This window comes from Nostoc cf. commune SO-36 (assembly GCF_023734775.1).
Taxonomy (GTDB): Bacteria; Cyanobacteriota; Cyanobacteriia; order Cyanobacteriales; family Nostocaceae; genus Nostoc; species Nostoc commune_A.
Window position 1 is genome coordinate 2,450,563 of sequence record NZ_AP025732.1, and the last position, 15,834, is coordinate 2,466,396.

14 protein-coding genes are annotated in these 15,834 nt (G+C 41.3%); 8 read left to right on the forward strand and 6 right to left on the reverse strand.

From position 1 onward, the window contains the following. Positions 1-207 precede the first annotated feature (207 nt). The 3 genes from ANSO36C_RS33870 to ANSO36C_RS10730 all read left to right on the forward strand — a co-directional run bounded on the left by ANSO36C_RS33870 (position 208) and on the right by ANSO36C_RS10730 (position 2,157). Positions 208-342: a hypothetical protein gene (locus tag ANSO36C_RS33870; RefSeq protein ID WP_267145366.1), complete on the forward strand. Its 135-nt coding sequence runs from the start codon at positions 208-210 to the stop codon at positions 340-342. A 16-nt stretch (positions 343-358) separates the two neighbouring features. Beyond that, the gene (locus ANSO36C_RS10725) at positions 359-955 is read left to right on the forward strand and encodes a HEAT repeat domain-containing protein (RefSeq protein WP_251959515.1); all 597 of its coding nucleotides are present in this window, start codon (positions 359-361) and stop codon (positions 953-955) included. A gap of 62 nt (positions 956-1,017) precedes the next feature. After that, positions 1,018-2,157, forward strand: a complete 1,140-nt coding sequence (locus ANSO36C_RS10730; RefSeq protein ID WP_251959516.1) for a type III secretion system chaperone family protein — start codon at positions 1,018-1,020, stop codon at positions 2,155-2,157. 5 nt (positions 2,158-2,162) lie between these two features. On the opposite strand, the gene ANSO36C_RS10735 is transcribed toward ANSO36C_RS10730, so the two are convergent. The 6 genes from ANSO36C_RS10735 to ANSO36C_RS10760 form a co-directional block, all read right to left on the reverse strand. Then, a complete protein-coding gene (locus ANSO36C_RS10735; protein WP_251959517.1) occupies positions 2,163-2,477 on the reverse strand; it encodes a Txe/YoeB family addiction module toxin in 315 nt (104 codons plus the stop codon). Then, a complete protein-coding gene (locus tag ANSO36C_RS10740) occupies positions 2,452-2,754 on the reverse strand; it encodes a type II toxin-antitoxin system Phd/YefM family antitoxin (protein ID WP_251959518.1) in 303 nt (100 codons plus the stop codon). Before ANSO36C_RS10740 ends, ANSO36C_RS10735 begins: the two co-directional genes overlap by 26 nt. Positions 2,755-2,848: 94 nt before the next feature. Then, positions 2,849-3,796 (reverse strand): LysR family transcriptional regulator, encoded by a 948-nt coding sequence (locus tag ANSO36C_RS10745; RefSeq protein WP_251959519.1) that lies wholly within the window; start codon positions 3,794-3,796, stop codon positions 2,849-2,851. Positions 3,797-4,117: 321 nt separating this feature from the next. After that, the gene (locus tag ANSO36C_RS10750; RefSeq protein WP_251959520.1) at positions 4,118-5,062 is read right to left on the reverse strand and encodes a WGxxGxxG family protein; all 945 of its coding nucleotides are present in this window, start codon (positions 5,060-5,062) and stop codon (positions 4,118-4,120) included. A gap of 769 nt (positions 5,063-5,831) precedes the next feature. Continuing rightward, on the reverse strand, positions 5,832-7,130 hold the full coding sequence (locus ANSO36C_RS10755; RefSeq protein WP_410174689.1) for a HEAT repeat domain-containing protein: 1,299 nt from the start codon (positions 7,128-7,130) through the stop codon (positions 5,832-5,834). A gap of 90 nt (positions 7,131-7,220) precedes the next feature. Beyond that, positions 7,221-7,634 carry a QcrA and Rieske domain-containing protein gene (locus ANSO36C_RS10760; RefSeq protein ID WP_251959521.1) on the reverse strand — a complete coding sequence of 138 codons (414 nt, stop codon included), beginning with the start codon at positions 7,632-7,634 and terminating at the stop codon, positions 7,221-7,223. A 577-nt stretch (positions 7,635-8,211) separates the two neighbouring features. Between ANSO36C_RS10760 and ANSO36C_RS10765 the strand changes: the two genes are divergently transcribed. The 5 genes from ANSO36C_RS10765 (at position 8,212) to ANSO36C_RS10785 (ending at position 15,579) form a co-directional block, all read left to right on the forward strand. Further along, entirely contained in the window at positions 8,212-9,819 is a 1,608-nt protein-coding gene (locus ANSO36C_RS10765) for a ferredoxin--nitrite reductase (protein WP_251959522.1), read from the forward strand. A gap of 289 nt (positions 9,820-10,108) precedes the next feature. Beyond that, positions 10,109-11,611 (forward strand): NarK family nitrate/nitrite MFS transporter, encoded by a 1,503-nt coding sequence (locus ANSO36C_RS10770; protein ID WP_251959523.1) that lies wholly within the window; start codon positions 10,109-10,111, stop codon positions 11,609-11,611. 225 nt (positions 11,612-11,836) lie between these two features. Next, positions 11,837-14,041, forward strand: coding sequence for a molybdopterin oxidoreductase family protein (locus ANSO36C_RS10775; RefSeq protein WP_251959524.1), 2,205 nt, complete (start codon positions 11,837-11,839; stop codon positions 14,039-14,041). A gap of 432 nt (positions 14,042-14,473) precedes the next feature. Next, positions 14,474-14,929 carry a phosphate-starvation-inducible PsiE family protein gene (locus ANSO36C_RS10780; RefSeq protein WP_251959525.1) on the forward strand — a complete coding sequence of 152 codons (456 nt, stop codon included), beginning with the start codon at positions 14,474-14,476 and terminating at the stop codon, positions 14,927-14,929. 197 nt (positions 14,930-15,126) lie between these two features. After that, the gene (locus ANSO36C_RS10785) at positions 15,127-15,579 is read left to right on the forward strand and encodes a nitrate reductase associated protein (RefSeq protein ID WP_251959526.1); all 453 of its coding nucleotides are present in this window, start codon (positions 15,127-15,129) and stop codon (positions 15,577-15,579) included. Positions 15,580-15,834: the final 255 nt, after the last annotated feature.

Consider the following 15,834-nt stretch of genomic DNA (forward strand, 5'->3'; position numbering starts at 1 on the left):
CAAAATCCTTTAGATCATGTTCTTAATAAAGAATTAGGTCAAACAAGTAGATATGTATATTTTTCAAACGCCATAACAATTTCTGGAGGTGGTGGTTCGAGAAGATTTACCAAAAAGAATAAAATTCTCAAAGTTGCTTGGTCAGCGCTTCAGCAATTAGCATCTGACGATAAAATCAGGATATACACTCCAGAACAAGTTGCAGAAATGATTCGAGAAAATCCTAAGAAAAAAATCAGTAAGCAAGCTAACAATGTCAAAGCAGCAATGGATAAAAATGGAGAGATTCTGATTGAAGGACAAATACCAGGAGATTTTATAGTTTTGGCAAAGTCAAACTGATGAAATAGGTATTTTTATGGATGAATTACAGACAATAAGAGCAGAATTGCAAAACTCAAACCCTGAGATTCGAGAGTTAGCACTCGATAAAATAGGAACTCTTAAACCTGATAATGCTCTAGAAATTATACTCCCATTTCTGTCTGATCCCGATTCAGAAGTACGTGGCACCGCAGCTTGTAATTTAGGAGATATTGTCAATAGTAATAGTGTGCCACATCTGATTGAGTTAGCAAGAATTGATTCTGTAGAGCAAGTGCGGAGTGAAGCTTTATCCGCTTTAGAAAATTATAGAGATCCAGAAATACTAAAATGTCTAATTGATGAGGTATACCAAGAAAAAAAATCAAGAAGACCTAGACAAATAGTAGCACAACAATTACAACACTACAATAACGAGCAGTCAATTGACGCATTAATTATTCTACTGCTTCAAGATGATGATGTTTATGTGCGGATTTTCGCGGCTGACTCGCTATTAGTACTAAATCGTCCTCGGCTGCGTGAAGTTTGGAAACAAGCTTTGTCAGATGAAAGCAGTTACATAATTGAAATAGCAAATAAAGCACTTCAAGATTTGCAAAACTCTCAGAAATTAAGAGACGTTAGCTGATGAACGCTACTAATTAAGTGCTGAATTATCAAGCAAAATTATTAATTGTTAAATAACCATATATGTACGCGATCGCCATAACAGAAAATCATCAAATAAACACCGACTTAACCCTACACGATTCCTCCCAAACCCCTGTAACCGTTCGCGCGATCGCCCTCACTCTCACCAAACAAAACAACGAACTCATCGAGTGTCGCCTCACCTTCTGTGTCAACCCACAACTTTACCAACGCATCGACACCATCGCCTTATTCAATCTCAAACCAGATGTGCGTAACCCTCTATCATCTGGTAAATTCCTCAGCGAACCAGACATTACTATCGAAACCAGTCTGAAACCCGATTTTTTACCACTACTAGCAGAACACACCATCAACATTGATGAAACTGCAAAATATATCCTGAATTTATGCCAAGAACAACCCGATAATAAAATCCTCTGCACCGAAAGTTGGTTGGGTTTATCTGTTAAACAGCAACAAGAATCAGACGAAATCGGCTATCGTACTCTTTGGTCTTATATTAGTCTAGAAAATCTTTCTCAAATAAGTACTTCTGGAGAAGGAATTGCTGAAGGTATCGTCAACTTTTTTAAAGATTGGACAGAGGCTAATTTATCTGTCAAAACTCAAAAATCTGCTACCAAAATGCTGGAAGGAATCGATAAATTTTTAATAGAACTAGCTGATATTAACCCAGATAATATTACACAAAAAATAGAGGCAAATTTTCCCTCATCTCCTACAGATGGTAGTATTTTTGAAGCAATAATCAATTTCTTTACAGTTGATGATTGGCCTTTCGTGCAACTTCCAGGACAGCCAGCTTTACAAATACCGTTTCAAGGCGAAAATGGCAAATGGAATTGTTACGCTAGAGCCAGAAGTGAACAAAATCAATTCGTTTTTTACTCAATTTGTCCAGTCAATGCACCGGAAAACAAGCGGCTGGATGTAGCAGAGTTTATCACTAGAGCTAATTCTGGCATGATGATCGGCAATTTTGAGCTAGATTTTACTGACGGGGAAATTAGTTACAAAACTAGTATTGATGTCGAAGGTGACAGACTCAGTTTTGGACTGATTCAAAGACTAGTTTACGCCAATGTGACGATGATGGATGAATACCTGCCAGGGATTATGTCCGTTATTTATGGTAATGTCTCACCAGAAGATGCGATCGCTCAGGTTGAAAGCTAAGTCAATTATTCGTAGTGATACCGACAAGCGAGAAAATCAATCTGAGTGTTTCCCACCCGATATACAAGCCGATGTTCTAAATCAATTCGCCGCGACCAAATATCTGCATCTATATATTTTAATGGTTCTGGTTTACCAATCCCCTCAAATGGGTCTTGCATTACAGCCGTAACCAAATCCAAGATTTTCGATGCTTTCTGAAAATCCTGCTTAAACCACCAAGCTAAATCTTCTTTAAATTGAGAACTAAAACCAGGACTACGATTAACAATAACTGGTTTAATTTCAATGGGTTCAGCTTTCTTTTTCTTCTTGATCAATCCCCAACTCCTGCTGAAGTTCTGCTAGCGTTTGAGATTGGATTTTTCCTGTTTTTGACTCCTCTATTGCATCCAGTAAACGACGCGCATTAGCAGGCGATCGCAAAAGATAAACCGTCTCAAGTAAACTCACCAAATCTGATTCAGCAATCAAGGCTACATTTTCACCATCACGACGGTTGATCATATACACCTGATGATTTTCTACCACCAGCTCTAATAACTTAAAAAAGTCATTTCTCGCATCGGTTGGGGATGTGATTTTGTAAGGCAACATTAGTTAATGTACATAAAGTTGTACATAAATTATAAAGTATGCGGTTCGTTCTTCCATTACTGTTACCTAAATCTTGACAGTAAATCACGAACAATTAGGAAGCCGAGCGCTGCTGGTCAATTTGCAGTGGAATATTTTCCCGCACGAGTTGCCAAAAGTGCTTGATGGGTGGAATTTGCAAACGGTCTTGAGTTGTTACCATAACTACCCGACGAGTCAAACTGGAACCATCTGTTAAACCACTAATGTTATTGCTAGCTAAAGAACGAATCGCCAAGGTAGGGTCAAGACGAGCTTCCAGTAATGCTGATTGAGGTAGCAAAGCTATCAGTTCTCCTTGACGCACCACTCCCCGGAAGGCATCTAGCGTATTTACCTCTAAAGCTGACTGGAGTGTAGCTTCTATTCGCTCAAATCTATCTTGTATTAAGCGTTGCATCCCATAACCATCTTTAAAAACCACTTGGGGATAACGAATTAATTCCGACCAAGGGATGAATTCATATTGGGCTAATGGATGATTGGCTGCGGTTAGAACTTCTATCGGTTCATCATAAAGCACTTCGACAATCATTTCTCTACTGGTGGTTAAAAAGCGATTATTCATCACAATTGCTAAATCCACCAATCCATCTTTAAGGACTTTCAGGGCGCGATCGCTCCCCAATGAAGTCACCCGCAATTGCACATCTGGATAATCATGACAAAATTTTTGCAACACTGGTGGTAAGTAAGATCCACACAGGGAATGAATCACGGCAATGCAAAGTTCTGGTTGCTTGCCGCCGATTAAATCGGCTAATTCTTCTGTAGCAGTCTGCCACTCTTGGCAAATTTTGCGGACGCGGGGTAGCAAACGTTCACCTCCCAGTGTCAGTTTGGCATGACTGCTTCTGTGAAACAGTTCTATCCCCAAATCTGCTTCTAATGCCTGAATTTGGCGGCTAATCGTCGATTGGGTAACACCACATGTTCGCGCTGCTTGTTGAAAGCTGCCGGTTTGGGCGATCGCTAGAAAGGCTTGCAACTGCTCTAGGCGCATTTTCTATGTAGCCTGAATTACATTTATCGGTTTTATTAAGTTAACGGATTTTTAACCGCAATTTAGTAGAATTTGTTACAGGTCGTTGACTCTAATTGATATTTAAGTAAATCAGTTTTTACTGCCTTCATCGTCAATTATGCGCTTTACATCGATTTTTTTGGAAAATACCGCCAAAAAAGAATTGACTATTTTCTGCTGAAATATATGAATTTTTAAATCAGACTTTTAGAGAAACCTATTACAAAAGTTGGAAAACCGCCAGAGACTCAAGCCCCTGGCGGTTTTCCAACTTTTGTAATAGGTCTAGTGTGGTTAATACTATCTGGTGCGAGAACTTGTTACTTCATTAGGATCGTTATAAGAACGAGGTTTTTCCCGATTACGAGTCAGACCAGCTAAACCAGCTAGACCAACTAAACCCAGCCAACCCCAATTGAAACCGCGATCGCTAGTTCTTTGGGAAGTTGTGCTATCTATATTTCTGTTAGTGCCTGTGGTATCAGTGCCGGTTGTGCCAGTGCCTGTGGCATCAGTTCCTGTTCCAGTGCCTAGACCACTGCTACCACTGCCTGTAGTTCCAGTACCTGTGGAATCAGTGCCTGTTCCAGTGCCTAGACCACTGCTACCGCTACCTGTAATTCCAGTACCTGTGCCTGTGCCGCTACCTGTAGTTCCAGTACCTGTGGAATCAGTGCCTGTTCCAGTGCCTAGACCACTGCTACCACTACCTGTAGTTCCAGTGCCTGTGCCGCTACCTAGACCACTGCTACCACTGCCTGTAGTTCCAGTACCTGTGGAATCAGTGCCTGTTCCAGTGCCTAGACCACTGCTACCGCTACCTGTAGTTCCAGTACCTGTGCCTGTGCCGCTACCTAGACCACTGCTACCGCTACCTGTAGTTCCAGTACCTGTGCCTGTTCCAGTGCCTAGACCACTGCTACCGCTACCTGTAGTTCCAGTACCTGTGCCTGTGCCGCTACCTAGACCACTGCTACCGCTACCTGTAGTTCCAGTACCTGTGCCTGTGCCGCTACCTAGACCACTGCTACCACTGCCTGTAGTCCCAGTACCTGTGCCACTACCTGTAGTTCCAGTACTTGTACCACTGCCTGCTCCACTACCTGAGCTAGTGCCACCACTGCTGGAGCCTCCACTGCCAGAGCCTCCACTTTGGGCAAAAACTGAAGGAGGTAACGACACGGAAGCGAAACTGATGGCAAAGGCAGTAGCTAAAACAGCTTTAGATAAATCGGAATGCTTCATATTTAATGTTTCCCTTTATGTTCTAGATTTCTGGGTTGATTGATTTTCAAAACTCGATATTATCTACTCAATCCACTGCTAAATCGGTAAATTCTCACAAGAGTTCAGGAGTCTTTCACTTAGCTTCTTTTGGAAAACTTGAAAGCATTTGAAGATTCCACAAAAACTTAACTAACTATTGATCAGATTAAGCAAAACAATTCATAATCAGTAATTACTAATTCAAAGTAACGAACTTACGATTAAAGTCGCTTGTCCATAATAGATAAGAAATGATGATATTTATTTTCAATATACACTTTCATTCATTTCTATCACATTTTGAATTACTTATTATGAATTATTTTGTTACTGCTACACACGATAACAGCTAGTTTTTTGCCTGACTTCTACCATAGGAGTAAAACCGTTTATATCGTAGGAATTAATTTTGCATTCAAGTTAGTCTATGATTATGAAAAGAATAAAACGTTTTGGAGATTGTAAAGTTATTTGGGTATCAATGAACTAAAAACTATAAGCAGCTTGATGCTGCCAACGGTTAATACTCTCTTAAGAAGACTCCACAAGCTTATTTCACCTGAGAACTTATAACTTCATACTCCAGGTGTGTCTTACTTTAGACTTAAGGAATACTTTTATTCTCAGTTAAGTAGGACGGCGTAAATAATTTATAGGTTTGTTGCAACAGCTTTAGTTCTCGTTTATCTATCTACCAGAGGCTGCGCCAACGAGAAACTACACGATTAAAAGTTAGCAGTCCTAAAATTTACCATTCGCCTAAAGCGATCGCTATTCCTTGTTGCAAATCTGCTGTGAGTGTGGCATTGTTTGCTAACTGCTGCAATTGTTGATGTGTGGCTTCCTCATCCAGATTTTTTAGTGCCGCGATCGCATGCAGTCTCACCGATGTATTACGATCGGCTAGCAGCGAAATCAATGGTTCAATTGCTTGCATTTCACCTAACTGCCCTAAAGATAAAGCGATCGCACTTTTGATGCTGGCAATCTCTGTGACTGGATGTTGCGATCGCAGTATTTGCAGTAAGATTTCGGCGGCTGGTGTCGTTAACTGCGATTCTTGCACTCGTCCCAAAACTGTGACAATTTCTTGCCAGAGTGTCTCGGAATTGCTTTGATTCAGTACTATTTGCAAATATTTTAAACTGGATGACATTCCCATCCAACTTAAAGCGCGGATGCTTTCTAATTGCAGTGGTAGAGGTGTATGAGGTGAGATTAGCAGATCAAATAAGTATTTAGCAGCCTCATCACTACCAATTCGAGAAAGGGCAACTGCGGCTGCACAACAAACCTCAAGGTTAAAGTCGTACAGCTTTGGTTGTAGTCTTTTCACTAAATCTAATGCTTGGTGTAAATCAGGGCGAAAACTTAAACCAAGTACTGCTGCACGCCTAACTGTGGCAGCTATATCATCCAAAGCGTTCAACAGAATTGGTGGTACACGTTCGTCATGAAAACTGCTGAGGGCTTCAATTGCGGCGGCGCGGATTGTTACTTGGGGATCTTGGACTACACTCAACAGTGGCGCGATAGTTTCTGCTTGCCGAATACAACAAAGCGATCGCACTGCCAAAAGCCGTGTATCTTCATCTGCTAAAAGCTCAGTTAGTGAAGTAATAGCAACAGTACCCATTTGTCCCAGTGCTGTAGCTGCGATCGCTTTGAGTTCTTCATCCTCATCAGTTTTCAACAATTCCACCAAAGGTGCGATCGCATTTGGCTGCTGAAATTCACCCAAAGTCTTTGCTGCATACCAGCGTAATTCTTCTTCTGCGTCTTCATCTTCTAATATCTCAATCAGTGGTGGAATGGCAATATTTCCTAAGTGAGTCAACACTTTGGTAATTTCCCAGCGCTGTTGAAAATCCCCCATCTTTAACATTGAAAGTGTTAATTTCAGCAGATATTCTCGATTTTTAACTATCTCTGGATGTTCCGAATCTGCCCCTAAAGTTAACTGTTGTAAATATTGAATGAGCAATGACCAATCAGCTGCATTATATGCTGCCTCAGCTTGCACCAAAAGCTGTTTGATGCTATTCACAATATCTTGCCTCCTGCCGACGTTCGCGGACTCGCTCTAAGCGAAGCATCCCGAAGGGTATACGCTGCGCTATCCTGCCTTCTGCCTCCACTAGGTTGGCTTGACTACAACTGAATTACCCTCAATTTTGGCGGCATAAGTTTTTAGCGGATTTGTCGCTGGGCCTTTTTGCACTTTTCCATCAACCCCAAATTCCGAACCATGACAGGGGCAAGCGAATTTTTTCGCCTCAGCTTTCCATGCTACAGTGCAGCCTGCGTGAGTACAAGTAGGGTCAACAGCAGTCAGATTTTCGGCTTTAGATGTACCGATTACCAACACAGGACCAGCAGGTGAGTTTTTTGCCAGCAATTGACCTGTTTTATCTAATTCTGCTGCTGTACCCACCGCTTGCCAATCCCCAGATGGTGGAGTTGTTTGAGAAGAACAAGCTGCGATCGCTACAGGTAGAGAACTCGCAATCAAACCCAAACCTACCCAATTAATAAAATCACGACGTTTCATAGCTGCTGAAATAATAAGCTGTTACGCATTTAACTTGAACATTTACATGATGACTGTCAACAGTTAACAGTTAACGACCGTAAAGAGTGTTTATACAATTTAGGCGCACATCAGCTTATCTAGGTTTTAGCTCACATTTGCCACTCAATTTTCGATTTTCGATTAATCTATGGCAATCTAAAATCGCTTTCGTCATTTCAAATACCCTTGATTAAGGGTTCTGCATCGCTTATCAGTGACTTTGATGCAAAAAATGCATATTATTCATGTTTTTTTCGCAATTATACCCAAAAAACGTAACAATTTATACGATTTTAACAAAAATATCGCCTTAAGTTATGAGTATCGAAATTGTTACATGAACATTATCTAAACCTGCTTGACAAGTTCCCAAGATGTAAATGACTACAAGCGCATCTCTGTGCGCCCCTACAAACTAACCATATTCCACAGAATTTAAAACAGTTCTAAATTTTCATCCTTAATCTTTGTAGATACAGCACCTGATGTAACTACGGCTCGATTGATATTGGGCAATTACCACTACAGATCCTCACCATATCAATAATTTGTAACGATGACAGAAACAGCAACTACCACTACCAGCCTGAATAAGTTCGAGAAACTAAAAGCACAAAAAGATGGACTCGCCATCAAGAGTGAGATAGAGAAATTTGCCGCCTTGGGTTGGGAGGCAATGGACGAAACAGATCGCGATCATCGACTCAAGTGGATGGGTGTATTTTTTCGCCCAGTTACCCCAGGTAAGTTTATGATGCGGTTACGGATGCCTAACGGTATTCTTACCAGCAGTCAGATGCGTGTTTTAGCCCAAGTGGTGCAGCGTTACGGTGATGATGGTTGCGCTGATATTACTACGAGACAGAATATCCAATTACGGGGGATCAGAATTGAAGATTTACCAGATATCTTTAATAGATTTCACGCAGTTGGTTTAACCACTATCCAGTCAGGGATGGATAACGTTCGCAATATCACAGGCGATCCTGTGGCGGGGTTGGATGCAGATGAGTTGTATGACACACGAGAGTTAGTACAGCAAATTCAAGATATGCTCACCAACAAAGGAGAAGGGAACCCAGAGTTTAGCAACTTACCACGGAAGTTTAATATTGCGATCGCAGGTGGAAGAGACAATTCAGTTCACGCCGAAATCAACGATTTAGCTTTTGTTCCAGCATTTAAGGAGGGGACAGGGGACAGGGGACAGGGGATAGGGCAAGAATTTTCCCAATCACCAATATTTGGCTTCAACATCATTGTGGGTGGCTTTTTCTCAGCTAAACGCTGTGAAGCGGCGATTCCTCTGAATGCTTGGGTACTTCCCGAAGATGTGGTAGCTGTATGTAAAGCGGTTTTAGAAGTCTTTCGCGATCATGGACTGCGTGCTAATCGGCAAAAATCGCGCTTGATGTGGCTAATTGATGAATGGGGTGTAGAAAAGTTTCGAGCAGAAGTAGAAAGCCGTTTGGGTAAATCATTATTACCCGCAGCAGCAAAAGACGAAATCGACTGGGAAAAACGCGACCACATTGGGGTATATAAACAAAAACAACCAGGATTAAATTACGCAGGTTTGAACATTCCCGTCGGGCGTCTCTATGCCGATGATATGTTTGAAATTGCTCGTCTAGCAGAAGTTTACGGCACTAGTGAAATCCGTTTCACAGTTGAGCAAAATATCGTCATCCCCAACATTTCTGACTCCCGGTTAGCAACATTTTTAACAGAGTCTTTACTAGAAAGGTTTTCTATTGATCCAGGTTTACTGGCGCGATCGCTAGTATCCTGCACAGGAGCACAATTTTGCAACTTTGCCCTCATCGAAACCAAGAACCGCGCCCTGGCAATGATTAAAGCTTTAGAAGAAGAATTAACCTTCACCAATCCAGTCCGAATTCACTGGACAGGTTGCCCCAACTCATGCGGACAGCCTCAAGTTGCAGATATCGGCTTGATGGGAACTAAAACTCGCAAAAATGGCAAAACCTTGGAAGGCGTTGACATCTATATGGGTGGCAAAGTCGGCAAAGATGCTCATTTAGGAACTTGCGTTACCAAAGGCATACCATGCGAAGACTTGCAGCCAGTATTGCAAGATTTACTCATCAAAAACTTTGGGGCAAAACTCAAGGAAGAAGCCTTACTAGTTGGTAACTGCTAGTACTGCGGGTATTCAGCATTGGGTAAAACTCATACTTCAAACTTAAAGACTTAAGCTTCGACCTTTAAGGCTTAAGCTTTGACCTTTAAGACTTAAGCTTCGACCTTTAAGACTTAACCTTCAAACTTTAAGACTTAAGCTTCGACCTTTAAGACTTAACCTTCAAACTTTAAGACTTAAGCTTCGACCTTTAAGACTTAACCTTCAAACTTTAAGACTTAAGCTTCGACCTTAAAGGCTCATCTTCTGCTACCTCTTCACCGTAGTTTATTTAATTAGAAAGATTAGAATGCTTAAAGGATTATTTTCATTCAGCGATCGCTACCGCATCTTACATCAAACTTGGTTTGCCTTCTTTCTCACCTTTGTCTGTTGGTTTAACTTCGCTCCCTTTGCTACAACTATTGGCAAAGAACTAAGTTTAGCGCCTGAGCAAATCAAAACTTTGGGCATCTGTAACCTCGCCCTTACAATCCCTGCACGATTAATTATTGGGATGCTTCTGGATCGTTTTGGCCCCAGAATCACCTATTCAATGCTGCTGATGTTTGCAGTTGTCCCTTGTTTGGCGACGGCGTTAGCACAAGATTTTAATCAACTAGTCATCAGTCGTTTGCTGATGGGAATAGTCGGATCTGGGTTTGTCGTCGGTATCCGCATGGTGGCTGAATGGTTCCAGCCGAAGGAGATGGGAATTGCCCAAGGTATTTATGGCGGTTGGGGCAACTTTGGAGCATTTGGTGCAGAGTTTGCCTTACCCCTGCTTGCAGTTGCTACTAGCTTTTTCGCTGGTGGTGCTTCTAACTGGCGATTTGCGATCGCACTTACAGGGATTATTGCTGCCATCTACGGCGTAATTTATTACAACAGCGTTCAAGATACGCCCACAGGCAAAGTCTACAAAAAACCTAAGAAAAATGGTTCTCTAGAAGTGACCAGCGTTAAAAGCTTCTGGGCGCTGATTGTCTCGAATTTTGGTTTGATTTTCGCTCTAGGTTTATTAGCTTGGCGCTTGGAACAAAAGAACATTCATTTCTTGACTTTGAGCCAAATGTATGTTGCTTGGTTGTTATTAGCAGGATTGTTTGCTTACCAAAGTTACCAAGCTTGGCAGGTAAACCGAGAACTTCTAAGTGGTAAAAAAACTTACGCTCCATCTGAACGCTTTCAATTTGGCCAGGTAGCTTTACTAGAACTCACTTACATAACTAACTTTGGCAGCGAATTGGCAGTTGTTTCTATGCTTCCGGCATTTTTTGAAAAAACCTTTGCTTTAGAGCATGTTGTCGCTGGAATGATTGCCGCTACCTATCCCTTCCTAAATTTAGTTTCTCGTCCCAGTGGTGGCTTAATTTCTGATAAATTTAGTTCCCGTAAATGGACAATGACAATTATCAGTATCGGCATTGGTTTTAGTTATTTGACGGCACATTTTATTAATAGTAGCTGGCCAATTCCGCTAGCGATCGCAGTTACAATGTTAGCCGCTTACTTTGCCCAAGCTGGCTGCGGTGCAACCTACAGCATCGTCCCTCTAATTAAGAAAGAAGCCACTGGACAAATTGCCGGTAACGTGGGAGCTTACGGTAATTTTGGCGGCGTAGTTTACCTGACAATTTTCAGCTTAACCGACGCTCCAACACTTTTTACCACAATGGGTATAGCCGCTTTAGTCTGCGCTTTTATGTGTGCCTTCTTCCTCAAAGAACCAAAAGGTTCCTTTGATGCCGCCTTTGAAGGTGAAGCACCAGAAACCGCAACTAAAAAATCTATTTTCTTAACTGAAGAATAATCAACTGAAGGATGAAGTAGTGAAATTAACTATCAGATTTAAGTTAGGTAACTTTACACTTCATCCTTCCATAGCAATCCTAATTCATGAAAATCTCTTTTCTTCTCTCTGCGCTCTCCGCGTCTCTGCGGTTCGATAAAAAGCTTTTTGCGTAACAGACAAATTTTTCAAACTGCCGCCACATCTGAGGTTGCTCAATCAAAATAACAAAATGGTACAACTGCCATGAGTGAATTTACCAAAACCCTTTGTCCCTACTGTGGTGTTGGCTGTGGTTTAGAAGTTTCACCTCCAGCCCAACATAACAAAGCAACTAATCGAGATAGCCAAGGTAATCCAATTTGGCGAGTCCGGGGAGACAAAACCCATCCATCCAGCCAGGGAATGGTTTGCGTCAAAGGCGCAACGATCGCAGAATCTTTAGATAAAAATAGATTACATTATCCAATGGTGCGAGACTCCTTAGATCAAGAGTTTCGCCGCGTTAGTTGGGATGAAGCTTTTGCTCTCATCACCAAGCGTATTCAAACTATCCGCTTCACCCAAGGGCCAGAAGCCTTATGTATGTATGGTTCCGGTCAGTTTCAAACGGAAGATTATTACATAGCCCAGAAACTGATGAAAGGCTGTCTGGGTACTAATAATTTTGATGCCAACTCTCGCTTATGTATGTCTAGTGCTGTGTCTGGCTACATTCAAAGCTTTGGCTCAGATGGGCCGCCATGTTGTTACGATGACCTAGAATTAACCGATTGTGCATTTTTAATTGGCACTAATACAGCCGAATGTCACCCGATTGTTTTTAACCGACTGGCAAAATATCACAAAAAGAACCGCAAAGTCAAAATGATTGTGGTTGATCCCCGACGCACACCAACCGCAGAAGCCGCTGATTTGCATTTAGCCATTCGTCCCGGTACAGATATCGATTTGTTAAACGGCATCGCTCACTTGTTGATGCGCTGGAACTACATCGATACCATTTTCATGGACGACTGCACCAGCAACTTTCCCGCTTATGCTGAAGTAATTCGCCACTATCCGCCAGAAGTGGTGGCTCGTCAATGTGGAATCAGCATTGAAGATTTAGAAACAGCCGCTCGTTATTGGGGTGAATCGCAGCGAGTATTATCCTTGTGGTCAATGGGTGTAAATCAATCCTCAGAAGGGACGGCTAAGGTAAGAACAATTATTAACCTGCACCTGATGACTGGACAAATTGGCAAACCTGGGGCTGGGCCTTTTTCCCTCACTGGTCAGCCAAACGCAATGGGAGGAAGGGAAGCCGGAGGTTTAGCACATTTATTACCGGGTTATCGGGTGGTGAAAAATCCGCAGCACCGCGCAGAAGTTGAGGAGTTTTGGGGACTTAAGCCAGGACAGATTTCGCCCAATCCCGGTTTAACTGCTTGGGATATGATTACTGGTTTGGAAAACGGCGCTGTAGAGTTATTGTGGATTGCGGCTACTAATCCAGCAGTAAGTATGCCAGATTTGGAGCGAACTAAGAAGGCATTATTGCGATCGCCTTTCACTATCTACCAAGACGCTTATTATCCCACAGAAACCTCTGCCTACGCTCACGTTTTGCTACCAGCCGCCCAGTGGGGTGAAAAAACTGGCGTGATGACAAACTCTGAACGAGTGATAACTCTTTGTTCAGCATTCCACCAACCGCCAAGAGAAGCTAAAGCAGACTGGGAAATTTTTGCCGAAGTTGGACGTAGATTAGGTTTTGAGAAAGAATTTGCCTTTGCTAACTCTGCTGAAGTTTATGCTGAGTTTGTCAAACTAACTAAAAATCGCCCTTGCGATATGACGGGTATCAGCCACGCGCAATTAAAGACGCATGGCCCGACTCAATGGCCTCACCCTCAAGAGAGCAGGGGAGCAGGGGAAGCAGGGGGAGAAACTTTAGGAAAGCGGTTATATACTAACTTGCGCTTCCACACATCTGATGGACGCGCTCGATTTGGAGCATATTACTCAAAGGGATTGGCAGAACCACCAGACCCAGATTATCCTTTTGTGCTAACTAATGGACGACTTTACGGACACTGGCATACGCAGACACGTACCGGACGGATTGAAAAAATTTGTAAAATGCATCCTGAACCGTTTATCGAAATTCATCCCCGTGATGCTGCTCGGTTAGATATTGTAGATGGTATCTATGTAGAAGTGCGATCGCGTCGGGGTAAAGCCAAGTTTCCTGCTAAAGTGACAAAAGCGATCGCACCTGGTACAGTTTTTGTCCCCATGCACTGGGGTTCACTGTGGGCAGATAATGCCGAAGCCAACGCCCTCACCCATCCAGAAGCGTGCCCCGATTCACTGCAACCAGAATTAAAAGCCTGTGCAGTGCAGTTGATACCAATTTCTGTAAAAGTTACAATCAAAAATCATCAACTCCAGTCCTCACAATGGTAAACTCCTAAGTGTACCGCTCAAAAGGTAATAGATATCACCAATAGGTAATTTAGTCAATTATCAATAGCCAATAGTTGTTATCATTTTTTATGGCTCTCTACTCTTGACAAATACCAATTACGATATCTAAAGAAGTGCAATCTCGAAAAACTAAAGGTTTTACTAAAGTCGATTTTAGATATGGATAAAGGATAAAAGTACAGATAGAAAACTTACTAAGTATCAACAAGTTATCTTTTTTGAATAAATTCTAGGAGTTTAAGCAAATAAGCTCTCTTTATCAGTAAGTTTTTTGACAGGTTTAAGAGTTGCAATTAATTACGTTAGCGTAGCGGTAGCGAGTCCGCGAGCGTCATTACGAATTACGAATTACTTTAATCCTCTAGATTTATCTATGGGATTTTATTTTATTTAAAAATCGGGTGCAGCATTATGAGAAAGTTACTGAGGGAAATTCTAGGGGCTACCAAAGATGAGAACTTCATGCACATCATTGAAAACATAGAAGTGATAGTTTCTAAAGTTCTATCTATTTTTATGGTAATCGTAATTTTGGTAGCGATCGGGGATTTAGGAATATTTATTTTTAAAGAACTATTTACAGCGCCTTATGCCAAATTTAACACAACATTATATAAAATTTTTGGGTTATTTTTAAACGTTCTAATTGCTTTAGAGATTTTAGAAAATATCACAGCTTATTTACGAAGACACGTTTTTCAAGTTGAATTAGTTATTGTCACATCTTTAATTGCTGTTGCTAGAAAAATTATTATTCTTGACTTAGAAAAAGTTAGAGGTATTGATATAATTGGTTTAGGAATTGCTATTCTCGCCCTATCAATTAGTTATTTGATAATTCGTCTCAGTAATTCCAAAAATTATTAAAGTATTATCATAGTCAGCTTTCACTAGCAAAAATTTAGTTAGAAATAAGCTAATCTGATCTCTTTGCATATAATTATAGTATAGTTGTTGATACTTAAGAGGAGCCTAAACTGTGTTTTAGCTAGGTCTTGTTTTTAATTAATAATCGATAATTAAAAACCTTTAATTTTGAATGTTTGAATTTTCAAAAAAATTTTATGACAGATTTCTTTGAATTTGAAGCAGACTTTGTTGATTCACTGCGTTGCATCCCCATGCAGGTGCGTTGCAAATTAGATACCTGTGGGATCAAACTAAAACTGTCTGATTGGAATCAAATGACTACAACCGAGCGTCAAGCTTTAGTCGAATTACCTTGCACTACAGAAACAGAAATTAAGTTTTATCAAGAGCATATCCAGCAATTAATCATACAACGCACAGGTACACCAGCGACAAAATTGCCCATTGAGGCTCATCCTGCATGGCTAGACTCTGCTACTGTACCAGCCAACATCCAGGAAAAAGCTCAAGAATTAGGTGTAACCCTGACACAGCAAAATTGGGCATCTTTAACCCCCTTACAGCGTTTCGCCTTGATTAAACTTAGCCACCCAGGGCATGAAAACAAAAACTTTAAGAGAGCGATCGCAGAATTTCATCTGCTTTAATTAGTCAATAGTCACTAACAAAAAAAATCTGTAGTGTGCATTACGCTTTGTTAACTTGCCGCCCTCAAATCAAAAGTACAGTACTGATACAATCTGATTTATCCGCCTAACAAGCTAGGTTTAGAACAAAGTCTCACTAGATGGAATACTTATTTACATTAGGTGAAACAATTTAAAAGTTTGCATCGAGAATTTTAAATTTCTTAGCAGTAAGTGAAGCTATAGTGGATTTAGCAATGCTGCTGTTAATGTGGC